At 71.2% G+C, this 15,831-nt stretch carries 16 protein-coding genes; 11 read left to right on the forward strand and 5 right to left on the reverse strand.

What is annotated here, in order from left to right; all coding sequences use genetic code 11:
- Nucleotides 1–45: 45 nt before the first annotated feature.
- On the forward strand, nt 46–1,575 hold the full coding sequence (locus CUC05_RS06135; protein WP_108665202.1) for an LVIVD repeat-containing protein: 1,530 nt from the start codon (nt 46–48) through the stop codon (nt 1,573–1,575).
- A 60-nt stretch (nt 1,576–1,635) separates the two neighbouring features.
- Here the strand turns inward: CUC05_RS06135 and CUC05_RS06140 are convergent, their stop codons facing one another.
- Nucleotides 1,636–2,559, reverse strand: a complete 924-nt coding sequence (locus CUC05_RS06140; RefSeq protein WP_108665203.1) for an aldo/keto reductase — start codon at nt 2,557–2,559, stop codon at nt 1,636–1,638.
- A 90-nt stretch (nt 2,560–2,649) separates the two neighbouring features.
- The gene (locus CUC05_RS06145) at nt 2,650–4,083 is read right to left on the reverse strand and encodes a dihydrolipoyl dehydrogenase family protein (RefSeq protein WP_108665204.1); all 1,434 of its coding nucleotides are present in this window, start codon (nt 4,081–4,083) and stop codon (nt 2,650–2,652) included.
- Between the two features lie 87 nt (nt 4,084–4,170).
- Between CUC05_RS06145 and CUC05_RS06150 the strand changes: the two genes are divergently transcribed.
- The 3 genes from CUC05_RS06150 to CUC05_RS06160 are packed head-to-tail and all read left to right on the forward strand — an operon-like array spanning nt 4,171 to nt 6,260.
- Nucleotides 4,171–4,686, forward strand: coding sequence for a DUF309 domain-containing protein (locus tag CUC05_RS06150; protein WP_157965277.1), 516 nt, complete (start codon nt 4,171–4,173; stop codon nt 4,684–4,686).
- Between the two features lie 42 nt (nt 4,687–4,728).
- Nucleotides 4,729–5,175: a response regulator gene (locus CUC05_RS06155; protein WP_108665205.1), complete on the forward strand. Its 447-nt coding sequence runs from the start codon at nt 4,729–4,731 to the stop codon at nt 5,173–5,175.
- Nucleotides 5,172–6,260 (forward strand): ATP-binding response regulator, encoded by a 1,089-nt coding sequence (locus tag CUC05_RS06160; RefSeq protein WP_170127931.1) that lies wholly within the window; start codon nt 5,172–5,174, stop codon nt 6,258–6,260. The genes CUC05_RS06155 and CUC05_RS06160 overlap by 4 nt, the downstream gene beginning before the upstream one ends.
- A 24-nt stretch (nt 6,261–6,284) precedes the next feature.
- On the opposite strand, the gene CUC05_RS06165 is transcribed toward CUC05_RS06160, so the two are convergent.
- On the reverse strand, nt 6,285–7,688 hold the full coding sequence (locus tag CUC05_RS06165) for a cryptochrome/photolyase family protein (protein ID WP_108665207.1): 1,404 nt from the start codon (nt 7,686–7,688) through the stop codon (nt 6,285–6,287).
- Nucleotides 7,689–7,721: 33 nt separating this feature from the next.
- On the opposite strand from CUC05_RS06165, the gene CUC05_RS06170 reads away from it, so the two are divergent.
- The 7 genes from CUC05_RS06170 to CUC05_RS06200 all read left to right on the forward strand — a co-directional run bounded on the left by CUC05_RS06170 (nt 7,722) and on the right by CUC05_RS06200 (nt 13,915).
- Entirely contained in the window at nt 7,722–8,027 is a 306-nt protein-coding gene (locus CUC05_RS06170) for a hypothetical protein (RefSeq protein WP_205712151.1), read from the forward strand.
- Nucleotides 8,028–8,096: 69 nt separating this feature from the next.
- Nucleotides 8,097–8,972, forward strand: coding sequence for a septation protein SepH (sepH, locus tag CUC05_RS06175; RefSeq protein ID WP_108665209.1), 876 nt, complete (start codon nt 8,097–8,099; stop codon nt 8,970–8,972).
- A 34-nt stretch (nt 8,973–9,006) separates the two neighbouring features.
- Nucleotides 9,007–10,275 carry a M48 family metalloprotease gene (locus CUC05_RS06180; protein ID WP_157965278.1) on the forward strand — a complete coding sequence of 423 codons (1,269 nt, stop codon included), beginning with the start codon at nt 9,007–9,009 and terminating at the stop codon, nt 10,273–10,275.
- Nucleotides 10,276–10,362: 87 nt separating this feature from the next.
- Nucleotides 10,363–11,523 (forward strand): glycosyltransferase family 4 protein, encoded by a 1,161-nt coding sequence (locus CUC05_RS06185; RefSeq protein ID WP_108665211.1) that lies wholly within the window; start codon nt 10,363–10,365, stop codon nt 11,521–11,523.
- Between the two features lie 42 nt (nt 11,524–11,565).
- Nucleotides 11,566–12,624 carry a permease gene (locus tag CUC05_RS06190; RefSeq protein WP_205712152.1) on the forward strand — a complete coding sequence of 353 codons (1,059 nt, stop codon included), beginning with the start codon at nt 11,566–11,568 and terminating at the stop codon, nt 12,622–12,624.
- A gap of 61 nt (nt 12,625–12,685) precedes the next feature.
- Nucleotides 12,686–13,435, forward strand: coding sequence for a TIGR03943 family putative permease subunit (locus CUC05_RS06195; protein ID WP_157965279.1), 750 nt, complete (start codon nt 12,686–12,688; stop codon nt 13,433–13,435).
- Nucleotides 13,436–13,519: 84 nt separating this feature from the next.
- The gene (locus tag CUC05_RS06200; RefSeq protein WP_108665213.1) at nt 13,520–13,915 is read left to right on the forward strand and encodes a nuclear transport factor 2 family protein; all 396 of its coding nucleotides are present in this window, start codon (nt 13,520–13,522) and stop codon (nt 13,913–13,915) included.
- 18 nt (nt 13,916–13,933) lie between these two features.
- Here CUC05_RS06200 and CUC05_RS06205 read toward each other — a convergent pair whose 3' ends face one another.
- Both CUC05_RS06205 and CUC05_RS06210 read right to left on the reverse strand, forming a co-directional pair.
- Nucleotides 13,934–14,761 carry an ABC transporter permease gene (locus CUC05_RS06205; protein WP_108665214.1) on the reverse strand — a complete coding sequence of 276 codons (828 nt, stop codon included), beginning with the start codon at nt 14,759–14,761 and terminating at the stop codon, nt 13,934–13,936.
- Complete coding sequence (locus tag CUC05_RS06210; RefSeq protein WP_108665215.1) at nt 14,758–15,822, reverse strand: ATP-binding cassette domain-containing protein; 1,065 nt, start codon at nt 15,820–15,822, stop codon at nt 14,758–14,760. Before CUC05_RS06210 ends, CUC05_RS06205 begins: the two co-directional genes overlap by 4 nt.
- Between the last annotated feature and the right edge of the window lie 9 nt (nt 15,823–15,831).

Here is a 15,831-nt window from a genome sequence, read left to right on the forward strand (position 1 = left end):
CACGTCGAACCCTCGGGCCAACCCCGACTACCCAGGAGAACCCACTTGCGTCTCACCGCCCTGTCCCTCGCTGCCCTGCTCGTCCTGGGCATGCTCTCCGCAGTGCCGGCGTCGGCTGCGGCCGGCAGCAACATCGAGCACCGCGCCAACCTGCGGTTCCCGGACCTGACCTCCAAGGCCCAGGGCACCGATTCCGACTTCATCGAGATGGACATCGATCCCGACCCGGCCGTGGAGACCATCCGCACCATCGGTGTGTTCGGGTCGATCTACGGCGGCGCCCGGGTCATGGACGTCACCGACGGCCTGCCCGTCGAGCTCGGCTACTACCCGTGCGCGGTCGGCCAGGGCGACGTCCAAGTATTCCAGCGCGGCGAACGCGACGCCGACGGCAACATCATCGACCTCGGCGCGGCGAACACCTACTTCACGTTCACCGACGACGGCTACAGCAGTCGGGGCGGGATCTGCCAGACCGAGGGCAACGCCAACGGCTGGTTCTCCACGACCAAGCAGGGCACCTTCATCGTCGACATCACCAACCCGCGGACGCCGACGACGATCAACTTCGTCCCGTTCCCGCGTGGCTCGCACAACATGACGGTGCACCCGTCGACGAACTACCTCTACAACTCCAACTCCGAGCTGATCACGAACGCCGCGAACGCCGGCATCGAGTACTGGGACATCACCGACCTCGCGAACCCGGTCAACCTGGGCATCCTGCCGCTGCCGGTCCGTCCGGGGCTGGGCACCGACAGCCATGACCTGACCTTCAACGACGAGGGCACCCGCGCGTACTCCGCTGCCCTGTCCCAGACGGTCATCATCAACACCGAGGATCCGGCCAACCCCGAGATCATCAGCAGCTTCATGGACCCGGCCATCAACGTCGAGCACCAGGCCAACCAGGTCACCCTGACCGACCCGATCCTGGGCGAGCGCGACTTCCTCATCATCGAGGACGAGTTCGGCGGCGCGGCCGGTGCCGAGCAGACCTGCCCGTCCGGCGGCACGCACGTCTACGACATCACCGGCGACCTCGAGCGGACCCCCGTGAAGGTCGGCTCCTGGTACATCGACGACATCACGACCAACGCCACGGTCCTGGGCCGCTGCACGGCGCACGTCTTCGACATCCACGAGGACGCAGCGATCATGACGATGTCGTTCTACAACGCGGGAGTCCGCGTGATCGACCTCTCCGGCCTCGTCGGCGTGGCGCTCGGCGGCAACGGCGTGGGGATGCGCGAGATCGGCTTCCACCGCTTCGAGAGCGGCGACGCGGGCGGCAAGTCCGACTCCTGGTCGGTCAAGGCCGTCGAGGTCACCGAGTCCGAGGACGGCACGATCTCGGCGTGGCTGTACTCCAACGACGTGAACCGCGGCTTGGACACCTACTACTTCGAGGGCACCCGTGCGGGCCTGCCGTCGGCCAACGACGCCTGGTTCTCCGGCACCAGCTGGCTCGCGGCCAACGGTCCCGTGCAGCCGGCGGTCGGGTACACCCCGTTCTGCCTGCTCGGTGACCGTGACAGCAACGAGACCGCCCCGCTGGTGGGTCGTCTCATCTAGGGACCCGGCACGAACGACGAAGGGCCAGCGGCGCGAGCCGCTGGCCCCCGGTTCGTTCGATCAGGCCCGGTCGAGCAGGGCCATCTCCTCGGCGGTCAGCTCGAGGTCGGCCACGGCCAGCAGGTCGGGCAGCTGCTCGACGGTACGGGCCGACGCGATGGGGGAGGCGACGGTGGGTCGCTGCGCGAGCCAGGCAAGGGCGACGGTGGCCAGCGACGCCGACCGGGACTCGGCGACGGAGTCCATGGCGGCCAGCATCCGCTCCCCCCGGGCGTCGGCGTACTTCTCCACCCGTGAGACCCGGGCCGACCCCGCCGCATCGCCGTCGCGATGCTTGCCGGTCAGGAATCCGCTGGCCAACGAGAAGTAGGGGAACGTGGCCAGCCCGAGGTCCTGCGTGGCCGGGATGACCGACGTCTCGACGTCACGTTCCAGCAGGTTGTAGTGCGGCTGGTGGGCCACGTAGCGGGGCAGGCCCTCCTCCTCCGCGACCTCGATCGACTCGCGCAGGCGCGCCGCACTGAAGTTCGACGCGGCGACGTGGCGGACCTTGCCGGCCGCCACGAGCTCCCCGAACGCACCGAGGGTCTCGGCGACGGGGGTGTCGGCGTCGTCGGCGTGGGCGTAGTACAGGTCGATGTGGTCGACGCCGAGTCGCTGGAGCGACGCATCGGCCGCCTGCCGGATCGTGTCCGGCCGCAGGTCGTCGAGCCCGGCCTTCATGCCGACCTTCGTGGCCACCACCATGTCGTCACGGTTGCCCCGGGCGGCCATCCAACGGCCGATGATCACCTCGGACTCGCCGCCCTCGTTGCCGTCCACCCATGCGGAGTACACGTCGGCGGTGTCCACGAAGTTGCCCCCGGCAGCGGCGTAGGCGTCGAGCACGCGGAAGGACTCGCGTTCGTCGGCGCCCCAGCCGAAGACGTTGCCGCCGAGGCAGAGCGGGTGGACGGTCAGGTCGGTGGTGCCGATGCGCTTCATGCACGAAGGACTACCCGGCCACCCCGATCGTCGCAATTCGAATCATTCCGCGCGTGCCGCCATGTTCATTCCGCGCGTGCCGCGCCATCCCTACTCCGCGCGTGCCGCGCGAGCCTCCCTGCCGCGGTACTCGAAGAAGAACTGCGCAGCCGTCTCTCGGATCGCCAGCGACCACGACGGGTAGGCGTGGGTCATCTGGGCCAGGCGGCCCGTGATCACCTTCTGCTTCACCGCCAGGGCGACCTCGTGGATCATCTCGCCCGCAGGCGGCGCGACGATGGTCGCGCCGACCAGGTTGCCGCCGGCCAGGCCCCGCACGAGGGTGTGGGGGCCGGCGACGAGCTTGACGAAGCCGGCCGTCTCGCCGGTGACCTTCGCGCGGTCGGTCTCGGCGATCGGCATGCACGCCACCCGGGCGTGGTCGCCGTACTCGGCGAAGGCCTGCGCCTCCGACAGCCCCACCCGACCGATCTCCGGCTCGGTGTAGGTGACCCACGGGACCACCCGGTCGTCATAGGACATCGGGATCAGCCCCAGCGCGTTGTTCACGGCCAGCTGGCCCTGGTCGTAGCCCACGTGGGTGAACTGCAGCCCGCCGGTGATGTCGCCCACGGCGAACACGTCGTCGGCCGTCGTGCGCATCTTCTCGTCGACCTTCACGAACCCCCGGTCGGTCAGCTCCACCCCGGCCCTCTCGACCGCCAGGCCGTCGGTCACCGGTTGACGGCCCGTCGCGACCAGCACCTCGTCGGCGGCCACGACCCGCCCGTCCTCGGTGGTGATCGTCACGGCGTCCGGTCCCCGGACGACCGAGGCCACGAACGACCCCAGCTCGAACGCCACACCCTCACCGGCCAGCACCTCCTGGATGACCGCGGAGGCTTCCGGCTCCTCCTTGGTGGCCACGCGCGACTCGCCCTCGACGACGGTGACCTGCGTGCCCAGGCGCTGGAACGCCTGCCCCAGCTCCAGGCCGATCGGCCCACCGCCAAGGATGGCGAGCCGCTTCGGCTGCGTGGTCAGCTCGAAGACGGTGTCGTTGGTCAGCGGCCGGGCATCGGCAAGGCCGTCGACGGGCGGCAGCGCGGCCGTCGTCCCGGTCGCCAGCACGATCGCCTTCGACGCACGCACGGCCGTCCCGTCGACCGACAGCCGGCCGGGGCCGGTGAAGGAGGCCTCGCCGGTCAGCACCTCGATGCCCTGGCTGCGCAGCGTCGGTTCGTCCTCGTCGGTCGACACGTGGGCCCGCCGGTCGTGCACCGCGCCGATCACCCGATCCCACGGCACGTCCCCCTCGAACCCCAGGTCCCGTGCGGCCTTGACCTTCTTGGCCTCCGTGATCAGCGCCTTGGACGGCACGCAACCCGTCCAGGTGCAGTCGCCGCCCAGCCGATGCCGCTCCACCAGGATCACCGAGTGCCCCTTCCTGGCCGCAGTCCACGCCGCGGCCAGGCCGGCCGCGCCGGCACCCACCACCACGAAGTCGGCCTCGCGAGAGGAGGAGGTGGTCGATGGAGGTGTCATGGTGGTCCCAACTGGCTAGAACAAGGAGTGGTGCTGCCCGTATACCCCGACCGGCCCGGTCGGGGAACCCCGGCACCGGAGGACTGCATGACCGACAACCCCACCGCATCCACCACCGTTCCCGACCGCGACCGCAACGCCGAGGGTCGGCCCGAGAACGCACGTCCCAGGGACCGCTTCGGCGCGCCCCTCCCCCGGGACGCACGCAACGAGCTGGTGGACCGCGTCGAGCCCGAGGACGTCTGCACCAGCGTCGAGCAGGCCCACGACACCGCCGCCGACCTGTTCGACCAGCGCCGGTTCTTCGAGGCCCACGAGTTCTTCGAGTGGGCGTGGAAGGGCCCCGTCACCCCCGACGAGGAACGGACGTTCTACAAGGGGATGGCACAGCTGGCGGTCGGCTACACCCACACCCAGCGCGGCAACGCCAGGGGGGCCGCCTCGCTGCTGCAACGGGGGATCGACCACGTCGCGCCGTTCGCCCCCACCCACGCCGGCGTCGACGTCGAACGGGCGATCGAGGACGCTCGTCGGTTCGCCGCGCTCGTGAAGGCCGAGGGCCCGTCCGCGGACCTGGCGTTCCCGTCGTTCCCGCGCGCATGAACGAGCCCGGTGGTCCCGGCGCAGAGTAGTCTCGGGACCACCATGGCTGATCCCGCTCGCCCGATCCGTGTCCTGCTGGTCGAGGACTCACCGTCCGACGTGGCGTTGACCCAGGTGGTGTTCGGGCAGGCGAAGACCGACATCGACCTGGACGTCGCCAACGACGGGGTCGAGGCGCTGGAGTACCTGGAGCGGTGCGGCGACGCGGTCGCCTCGATGCCCGATCTCATCCTCCTCGACCTCAACATGCCGCGGATGGGGGGCCACGAGGTGCTCGACCGGCTGAAGGCGCACGAGCTGTGGCGACGGATCCCCGTCATCGTGCTCACCACCTCCAGGGCCGAGGCCGACATCCTCGGGGTCTACGACCGGCACGCGAACTCCTACATCGCCAAGCCAGTGGACCTTCCCGAGTTCATCGAGGTCGTCAGCCGCATCGAGAGCTACTGGTTGTCGGTCGTCCAGCTGCCCACGCGAACCGGCTCGTGAGCCGCGTCGTCCGGCGCCTGCTCCTCGTCGAGGACTCGCCGAGTGATGCCGCCCTGATCACGTCCCTGGTCGAGGAACGCAGCGCCTGGGACGTCGTGCACGTCAGCAGCAACACCGCGGCGGCCGCCGAGCTGGAGAACGGGTCGTTCGACGCCGTCCTGCTGGACCTGGGGCTTCCCGACGGCGAGGGACTGGCCTCCGTCCGCAGCATGCGCGACTCCTTCGACGTGCCGATCATCGTGCTGACCGCACGTCCCGAGGCGACGTGGGGCACCGAGGTCCTCCGTAGCGGAGCCCAGGACTTCATCTCCAAGGACGAGGTCGATGCGGCAGGCCTCGAACGGGCGCTGCGGTACGCCGTCCAGCGTCACGCCCAGGTCCAGCAGCTCGGACGCGCCCAGCAACGCCTGCAGCGCTACGCCCGCGCCGTCGCCCACGACGTCCGTACCCCGATCGCAACGATCCGTGGGTTCGCGGAGATGATCCTGGTGGAGGAGCAGACGCGCGGCGCCGGCGGCAGCCGGACAGAGGACTACGCCGGCCGGATCGTGTCGCAGTCCAAGCGGCTGCTGGACATGGCCGCCGACCTGCTGGAGGACGCCACCGACGACACCGAGGCCGTCGTCGACATGACCGCCGGCGCGCGCTGGGTCGAGGAGCTGCTGGGCAGCAGGATGGATGCGCTCGGTGCGCAGATGACCATCACTCGGCTGCCACGCCTCCACGGCAAGCGGACGGTGCTGCGCCAGGTCCTGCTGAACCTCAGCGCCAACGTGCTGGACCACGCCAAGGGCACCGACCTGGAGATGCGCTGGTCGTCGATGCGTCGAAGCGACGGGGGCTGGGACGTGATCCTGGAGGACAACGGCGACGACGTGCCGGACGCCCTCATCTCCCTCGGCCAGCCACTGCCCGTGCTTCCCGTGGAGGCCAGCGCCTCCGGGCACGGGCTCGGCCTGCGCGTCGCTGCGGCAGGCATGGCAGAACACGGCGGGGCCGTCTGGCTGTCCCGCGGACGCTCCGGCGGGCTGCGCGCGACGTTGGAGTTCCCGCGCTCGGCGTCGACCGACCCGAAACCCCTCTGACCCCGCGCGTTCCCAGCGACCTGCTCAGGTGGCCTGGCTCCACCAGTCCAGCGCCCGTTGCCGTGCGTCGGAGTGGTCCACGATCGGTGCCGGGTAGTCCTCACCGATGATCACGCCGAGGTCCTCCTGCTCCTCCTCCGACAGCGTCCACGGTTCGTGGATCCTGTCGTCGGGCAGATCGGCCAGCTCGGGCACCCAGCGCCTGACGTAGGCGCCGTCGGGGTCGAAGCGCTTGCCCTGGGTGGTCGGGTTGAAGATGCGGATGAACTGCTGGGCGTCGGTGCCGGTCCCTGCGGCCCACTGCCAGCCCCCGTTGTTGCTGCAGGTGTCGCCGTCCACGAGGTTGGCCATGAAGTGGGCCTCGCCGCGGCGCCAGTCCACCAGCAGGTCCTTGCACAGGAACGACGCGACGATCATCCGCGCACGGTTGTGCATCCAGCCCATCGCGGCGAGCTGTCGCATGCCGGCGTCGACGATGGGGAATCCGGTCTGTCCCTCCGCCCAGGCCTCGAACGCGTCGTCGTCGTCGTGCCACGGGAGGTCGCGGTACTCCTTCCTGAACGCACCGCTGGCGGTGTCGGGCCACTCGGCCATGACGTGCAGGTAGAAGTCCCGCCACGCCAGCTCCGTGGCGTAGGTGTCCTGGCCCGGGTTCCGGCGGTCCAGCCGCGTCCACGCCTCGCGGGCCGACAGGCAGCCCATGTGGAGGTCGGCACACAGCCTGGACGTACCGGGCACCCCGAGCACGTCGCGCCGGTCGTCGTAGTGATCGACCGGACCGTCGAGCCACGCCTCCAGGCGATCCCTGGCAGGTCCCTCGCCGCCGTCCGGCCAGGCCTCCTCCGGACCGGTGACGTCCAGCTGGTCGACCCTGGTGGGAGCCACGGCGTCGACCTCGCCGACGCCGTCCGGTGCCCTCGGCAGGGTCGAGGGTGGGGCCAGCGGCTCGCCGTGGTCCCTGGCCTTCCAGGTGCGGTGGAAGGGCGTGAACACCTTGTAGACGCTGTCGGACCCCGTGCGCACCGACCCGGGAGGCGCGATCGACACGCCGTCGTGGCGTTCCAGCGTCCGGCCGGCGTCGGCCAGCGCCTGCTCGACCGCATCGTCGCGGGCGACGGCGAACGGGGTGTGGTCGGCGGTCACGTGCACGACGTCGGCGTCGAGGTCCGCTGCGAGCGCCGGCACCACCTCGCGAGGGTCGCCGAGGACGACCAGCAGCCGTCCACCGAGGTCACCCAGCCGGTTGTCGAGGTCGAGCAGCGCCTGCCGCAGGTACCGCTTCCGTGCCGGCGACACCCGGTCGTGGTCCAGCAGGTGTGGATCGAGGACGAACACGCACGCCAAGCGGTCGGCATCGGCGGCGGCCACCAGCGCCGGCAGGTCGTGGGTCCGCAGGTCCCGCCGGAACCACATCAGCTCGGTTGTCACAGGTGTCCTCTCCGCCGGTACGCTCGTCCGGCAGTGACCGACACATCTACCCAGCCCGAGGCGGTGCACACGCCGATGAGCGAACGAACCGACGACCCTTCAGCGGTCGGACTCAAGCCCGGAACACGCTACAAGTGCGAGGGATGCGGCAACCTGACCCGGTTCGACGTGACCGTCACCGAACACGCGACCCGGTTCTGGCATGCCGAGCTCTCGGGCGAGGGTCGCATCGAGTCCGCCGCCGACGCCCGCATCGACATCGAGTCGGTCAGCTGTCGTTGGTGCGGCTCCGCGGACCGGGTCGTGGTCGAGAAGGCCCCGATCGGCGATCCCGCCTGACGGCAACCCTGCGGACGGTGGTCAAGGGTGACGGACCGCCACCTGTCGCGTCAGTAGGGTAGGGCCACGATGCAGGCCCTGGACCTCGTCGGCTGCACCGCCGACATGACCCACCTCGTGTTCGTCGACCCGTCCACCGGCGAACGGTTCAGGGCGCGGCTGACCACCGAGCTGATCACCACGCTCGTGGAGATGCTGGAGTCCAGCGACGACGACCGGCTGCGGCTGCTCAGGGGGGTCACCAACGCCGCGACGCACGACGTGGCCGTGGCGCCCGTCGATGCCGACGCGCCCTCTCCGGCTGCGGCCCTCGTGTCGCTCGGCACGCTGACCGTCGGGCAGGCGCCTCGCGCGAAGCTGGACGGCTCGGCCTCGCGGCTGTCGCCGTCGGAGATCCAGCGCCTGCTGCGTGCCGGCAAGGCACCGGAGTCCGTGGCCGAGCAAGCAGGGGTGTCGCTGGACTGGGTCCTGCGCTGGTTCCAGCCCATCGCCGCCGAACAACGCAAGGTCATCACGTCGGTCCTCGGCGGCCGCCAGGAACGCGAGGGCTTCGGCCTGTCCGACGACCTCATCGGCGACTCGGTCCGCACCAACCTCCTGGCCCGCGACGTCGAGCCGGACGAGGACGACGTCCAGTGGTCGGCGTCCCGCCCCGAGGGGCGGCCCTACTGGACGGTCACGCTCCGATTCACCGAGGGCGAACGCGTCCGCCGCGCCACGTGGCGGTACGACATCGGGACGGGGCGCGTCAGCCCGCGCGACGACCTCGCGGTCGACCTCGGCTGGACCGCACCGATCACCCATCCCTCGCCCGGCCGGATGCACCACAGCGGCAGCGACCCCGCGCCGGCCCCGCAGGACCGCGCGGGCCCACCCCCGCCGCCGGCACCCCGACCCAACCGGTGGGCGCCACCGACCCCGCCGTCCCCGCGACGCCAGCGCTGAGCTGCACGCCCACGTGACATCCGAGGACGCGACCGTGACGCCATCGGGGAAGCGGTCCCCGCTGACGACGCTGTGGTGGGTGCTCGCTGGACTGGCCGTGCTCGCCGCGGTGCTCGGCGAGGTCCTCAGGCCGATCGCCGACGCCGTCGGCCGGGCGGACCTCGAGGCCGCCGGAGTGCCGTCCTCCATCCTGGAGGAGGCCACCGCCTACCGCGCAGGACTGCGGCCGCTCGCGATCGCGAGCCTCCTGCTTCGGGTCGGGGTCGGTCTGGTCGTGCTGCGTCCCGCCGTCCGTCGTCGCGTCGCGGGACGGCTCAGGCCCCGCAACGACCGGCGTGCCGTGGCCGGGCGGCGTCAGCTCCGCCCGCTCGTCGCTGGCCTGCTCGGTGGCACGGTCTGGGTCGTCTCCGACCTGGTCCGGCTGCCGCTGCAGTGGCTGGGGTTGCGCGCGTCCGTCGATGTCGGGCTGAGCACCCAGTCGACGGGGGAGTGGCTTCGTGACTGGGGCGTGGTGCACGGTCCCTACTGGCTCGGCGTCGTGGCCGTCGTGGCGCTTGTCGCCTGGCTGGTCGAGCGTCGCCCGCGGGACTGGGTGCCGGTGGCCGGGCTGTCCCTCGGGCTGGCCGGCGTCGTGCTGGTCCTGGTGAGCCCGCTGCTGTTCGAGCCGTTGCTGCTGTCGTTCCGGCCGCTGGACGAACCCGAGCTGCGCGCCCACATCGACCGGCTGGCCGACCGGGCGCTCGGCACCGCGCCCGACCGTGTGCTGGTCGCCGACGCCTCCCGACGCACGACCGCCTCCAACGCCTACGTCTCAGGCCTCGGCGGCACCCGGCGTATCGTGCTGTACGACACCCTGCTGGCCGACGCGCCGGACGAGCAGGTGCTCGCCATCGTCGCCCACGAGCTGGCCCACGACGCCAACCGCGACCTCGAGCGGACGGCTGCCGTCATCCTGGGCGGCTGTGTCCTGGCCGTGGCTGCGGTCCAGCTGCTGTTCGGTCGCCGGTTGCGCGACGAGGACGGTCGTGTCCGCCCCGAGATGGCCGTCCCGATCGTGGGCCTCGGACTGGTCCTGGCCGTGGCCTGCACCCCGCTGGAACGGTGGTCGTCGCGTCGTGCGGAGTCTGCTGCGGACGCCACGGCGCTGACGCTCACCGGTGACCCGGACACCTTCGTCCGGATGATGGTCGGGCTCGCCGAACGAAACCTCTCCGAGCCCGACCCACCCCCGTGGGCCGTGGCGCTGTGGTTCTCCCATCCGCCGGTGGCCGAACGCATCGCCAGGGGCCTGGAGGCCGGGTGACCCCGGGGATGTCACGCCCGCGACTGCCCTGACCTGTCCGGTCGCCGTACCGCATGTGGCGCCGGAACCCCCATCCTCTACGTGCCCATGTCCTCCTCACCCTCCTCCTCGTCCGCCGATCACCAACGGGCACCACGCAGCCTGTGGGTGACCAACGACTTCCCGCCCCGGTCGGGTGGCATCGAGCAGTTCGTCGCCAACGTGGTGGCGACCCTCGACCCCGACGGCGTGATGGTGCTGGCCTCGCCGTGGGAGGGGGACGCGGCCCACGACGCCACGTTGCCCTATCGCGTGCAGCGCATCAGCCGTCGACCACTCCTGCCCACTCCCGGGGTCGTCAGGGCGGTCAACGCCGCCATCGCCGAGCACGGTGCCGAGGTCGTGGTGTTCGGGTCGGCATGGCCGCTGGCGGAGATGGCCGATCGGCTGGACGCACCCACCGTGGCCATCACCCACGGGCGGGAGGCAGGGATGTGCCGCTTCGGGTTCTCGACGCTCGTGCGTCGACTCGGGCGCCGCAGCACCGTCACGACCCTGCTGAGCGACTTCACGGCCGAGCGGCTGGAGCCCGTGCTCGCCCCGCTGACGAGGCTCCACCGGCTTCCCGGTGGGGTCGACACGACGGTCTTCACCCCGGACGGACCGACCATGCGGGACCGGCACGGCCTGGGCGACGCGCCGACGGTGGTCTGCATCAGCCGCCTGGTGCCTCGCAAGGGTCAGGACACCCTGGTGCGGATCTGGCCGCGGGTGCAGCAGGCCGTGCCGGACGCTCGCTTGCTGCTGGTCGGCACCGGGCCGATCGGTGACGCCCTCGAGGAGGCTGTCACGGCGGGTGGGCTGGGCGAGTCGGTCACGTTCACCGGCGAGGTCCCGTGGGCGGACCTTCCTGCCTACTACCGAACCGGCGACGTGTTCGCGATGCCATGCCGGACACGCCTCGCCGGCATGGACGTCGAGGGGCTGGGACTCGTGTTCCTGGAGGCGCAGGCGTCGGGAGTCCCGGTCGTCGTCGGCGACTCCGGTGGTGCTCCCGAGACGGTCGTGCACGGTCGCACGGGACTCGTCGTCGACGGTGACGCCGACGAGGAGGTCCTGTCGGCGGTGATCGACCTGCTGGCCGACGAGGAACGACGACGCACGATGGGCCGTGCGGCGGTCGACCACGTCCGGGCGCGATGGGACTGGACGGTCATCGGCACCCAGCTGAGGGCCGCGATGGATGATGCTGTCCACAGGCGCGTGTGATCGCTTCGCGGTCGGCACACAACCCGCAGTAGCATCCCGCCGGTGAGCACCCCCACCAAGGACTCGCCGGCGGTCCGCGACCCTCGGCCCGGGACCGGGCTGTCGACGACGCGCCGGGTCCCTGCCCTGGAGCTGCTCGCGATCGGACTGGTCGGCGCGGTGCTGCTGCGGCCCGCGATGGCGGGCCTGTTCGACGATCCGGCCCTGCAGACCTGGTCCACGATCTTCGTGTCGATCACGATCCAGGCGTTGCCGTTCCTCGTCCTCGGCGTGCTCGTGTCCGGGGCGATCGCGGCCTTCGTGCCCGCCTCGACGCTCGTGCGGCTGATGCCGACCAACCCGCTGTTCGGGGTGCCGATGGCCGGTCTCGCGGGTGCGGCGCTGCCGGGCTGCGAGTGCGGATCCGTGCCGATCGCCGGACGGCTGGCACAGCGCGGCGCGTCGCCCGCTGCCGCCTTCGCCTTCATGCTGGCCGCGCCGGCCATCAACCCGGTCGTCCTCGCCGCCACGGCCGTTGCCTTCCCCGGCCGCCCCGACATCGTCGTCGCTCGGTTCGTGGCCTCCTTGATGGCCGCCGTCCTCGTGGGCTGGATCTGGGCGCGGTTCGGCGACGACGACCTGCTGCGCACCGCGTCGGGTGGGGAGGAGGCCAGCACGCCGTGGACGATGTTCACCACGGTTGCTGCCCACGATTTCCTCCATGCAGGCGGCTGGCTGGTCCTCGGCGGCATGACCGCGGCCACGCTGCAGGTCGTCGTCCCCCGCACCGTCCTCGACCTGCTTGCCGGAAACGAGGTCGTCGCGATCCTGGCGCTCGGCACCCTCGCGGTCGTACTGGCCATCTGCAGCGAGGCCGACGCGTTCGTGGCCGTCGGCCTGAGCCAGTTCTCCACCACCGCCCGGCTGGCCTTCCTGGTGGTGGGACCCGCCGTGGACGTCAAGCTCGTCGCGCTGCAGGCGGGAGTGTTCGGCCGACGGTTCACCGCGCGCTTCGCGCCGTTGGCGTTCGTCGTGGCGCTCGGGTCGGCGGTGGTCGTCGGCCTCGCCGCGGGTGCGATCACCGGCAACATCACCTGGACCGAAGGGATCGTGGTTCGATGAGCAGCCGTTTCGGGATCACCCGAGATGCGATGGCCGTCGACGTGACGGGAGCGTGGTCGTGATGGACCAACGGGCGCAGGGTGCGTTGTTGCTGGCCGTGGGCGGCGTGGCCGTCAGGCTCGGGCTGTCGGGTGCGGCGCTGGACTACATCAAGCCGTCCTACGTGCCGCTGCTCGTCGTGTCGGGCGTCGTGATCGGCGTGCTCGGTGTGCTGGTGCTGGCCCGCGCCATCCGGGCGCTGGAGGACCCCGACGGCGACCACCACGAGCACCATGCTGACGACCACGGGCACGGCCACGACCATTCCTCGGCGCCGCGAGTCGCCTGGATGCTCGCCGCCCCGTTGTTCGCGGTCCTGCTGGTGGCCCCGCCGCCGCTCGGCTCCTTCGCTGCCAACCGACAGTCAGGAGTGGTCCAGCAGCGCACGTCCGTCTGGCCCCCGCTGCCCGACGCCGTCAACGGGGTCGTGTCCCTGCCCCTCGGCGAGTACGCCGGTCGGGCGCTCTACGATCCGGACCTGTCGCTCGCCGGTGCCACCGTGCAGCTGACCGGGTTCGTCTCCGAGGTCCTCCCCGACGGGTTCGTGCTGACCCGGTTCGCGCTGTCCTGCTGTGCCGCCGACGGCACCGCCATCAACGTGCACGTCCGCAGCGACCAACCCGCCCCACCGGTCGACCAGTGGGTCGAGGTGACCGGCACGTGGGAGAACCGCGACGACCACGTCATCGGCGAGCTCACGACCGACCCACCCCTGCTCGCCGCGGAGTCCCTGCGTCCTGTCCCACAACCCGACGAGCCCTACGAGACGTGATTCGCGGCCCGGAGTTCGGACGGATCGTCACCCTCTGTGTTCGGTTCGTGGACTGAAGGCCACCTCGGTTCTATACTCTGCGTCATGAGCGAAACACTCGAGGTCGGCGCGGTCGTCCGCAGGTTCCTGCAGGCGCGGCGGCGTGGGCCGTTCGAGCTTTGCGAGCTGACGCGGCTCCTCCACGAGGACGCCACCTACGTCGAGGTCATCGACGGCGAACCCCTGACCGTCAGCGGCGGCAACGGCATCGCCGAGCTGCTGCAGACCGTGTGGGCACGTCGTGGGGACGACGAGACGATGTCGATCGTCCGCTCCGGGGTCACGAGCGACACGACCGCGGTCGGCCACTGGCGGCGCGTCACCGCCGACGGAACCGTCGTCCACGGTCGCGACCGCTACACCGTGGTCGACGGGCTGATCGTGGAGATCGAGGTGGAGGAGTTCGCCACCGCGGCGGTCCCCACCTACGTGCGGATCTGAACCGCTTCCCGAACGGCGCTACTCCAGGCGTCGGAACCGGGCGACGCTGAGCGGCACGAAGACGCACAGCAGCGCGATGCTCCAGGCGAGCGTCATCAGCAGCGGCTCCAGGACAGGACCACCGACGGCCATGCCGCGTGCCGCGTCCGCCGTGGCGCTGACGGGCGAGTTGCGGGCGACGAACGCCAACCATCCGACGGTCACGGAGTCCGGCGGCACGAAGACGCTGGAGATGAACGACAGCGGGAACGCGGTCACGAACGCCGCGGCCTGGGCGGACTCACCGCCCGGGACCATCAGCGCCACCCAGCCGAAGACCCACGACAGGGCGTAGCCGAAGACCGCGACCACGAGGAGCGCCCCCAGCGCGCCGAGGGGGCTGGCGAACCGGAATCCGACCAGCATGCCGAACACCGCCATGAGCACGATCACGGCGAGGGATCGGACCAGGTCGGCGATGGTCCGGCCGATCAGCACGCCCGAGCGCGACATCGGCAGGGACCTGAACCGGTCCACGACCCCGCGCTCGAGGTCCTCGGCCAGGCCGACGGCGGTCTGCGTCATCCGGAAGATCGTCGACTGCACGAAGATGCCGGGCAGGACGAACGCCAGGTAGGTGTCGAACCCCTCCGGGAGCGAGCCGCGAACGGCCCCGTCGAAGACGTAGCCGAACAGCAGCACGAACATGACCGGCTGGATCGTGGAGAACACCAGCAGGCGGGGCAGTCGGGTGAAGTGCTTGAGGTTGCGCTTGCCGATGGTCCAGCCGTCCTGCAGCGCACCGACGAGGCCGCTGCGGGGACGACGGCGTTCCAGCGACGCCGGATCGAGCAGGGTTGAGGTCATCGGATCGCCTCGTCGGTCGTCGCGGCCCCGGAGGTGGAGGCTGCACCGGAGGTGGGCGCTGCATCCGTCGCGGGGGGCGTCCCGGACGTCGAGGCAGGCGCCGGGCGGTCGGTCAGCTGCAGGAACACCTCGTCCAGGGACGCCCGCCGGAGCCCGAGGTCGTTGACCGCGACCCCCGCCGACTCCAGGGCCGCGGCGACACGCTGGACGGTCTCCAGGCCGTGCCCGAGCTCCGTGGGGACCTCGAGGTCGGCGTGCGCCGCCTGCACGCCCCGTGCATCCAGGCCGGCACCCGTGAGGGCCGCGCAGGCCACGGCGACCCGGTGCGGGTCGGCGAGGAGGACCTCCACGGTCACGCCGCCGGCTGCCGCCTTCAGCTCGTCGCCCGTGCCGTCGGCGATGATCCGCCCGTGGTCGATCACCAGGATGCGGTCGGCCAGCTGGTCGGCTTCCTCCAGGTACTGGGTGGTCAGCAGCAGCGTCGTCCCCGCCGACACGAGCTCGGTGATGACGTCCCACATCTGGTTGCGCGTCCGCGGGTCCAGCCCGGTCGTCGGTTCGTCCAGGAACAGCAGGCTCGGCGGCACGATCAGGCTGGACGCCAGGTCCAGGCGACGCCGCATGCCGCCGGAGTAGGTCGAGGCGCGACGGTCCGCTGCCTCGAGGAGGTCGAACCGTGTCAGCAGCTCGTCGGCCCGGAGACGCGCGGACCGGCCGGAGAGGCCGAGCAGGTCGGCGAACATCACCAGGTTCTCGCGTCCGGTCAGCAGGCCGTCGACGGCGGCGTACTGGCCGGTGAGGGAGATCCGACGTCGCACCGCATGGGGTTCGTCGACCACGTCGTGGCCGAACACCCGCACGGTGCCGGAGGTGGGGCGCAGCAACGTGGCGAGGATGCGGACGAGGGTCGTCTTGCCGGCGCCGTTGGGGCCCAGGAGGCCCACGACGCCGCCGGGACGGACGACGAGGTCGACGCCATCCAGCGCGACGGTCTCCCCGAAGGAACGGGTGAGCCCCTCGACCTGGATCGCCGGCTGATCGGATTCGGCGGGTTCGGTCACGCACAGACC

It is taken from the genome of Euzebya rosea, assembly GCF_003073135.1.
GTDB classification, from domain to species: Bacteria; Actinomycetota; Nitriliruptoria; order Euzebyales; family Euzebyaceae; genus Euzebya; species Euzebya rosea.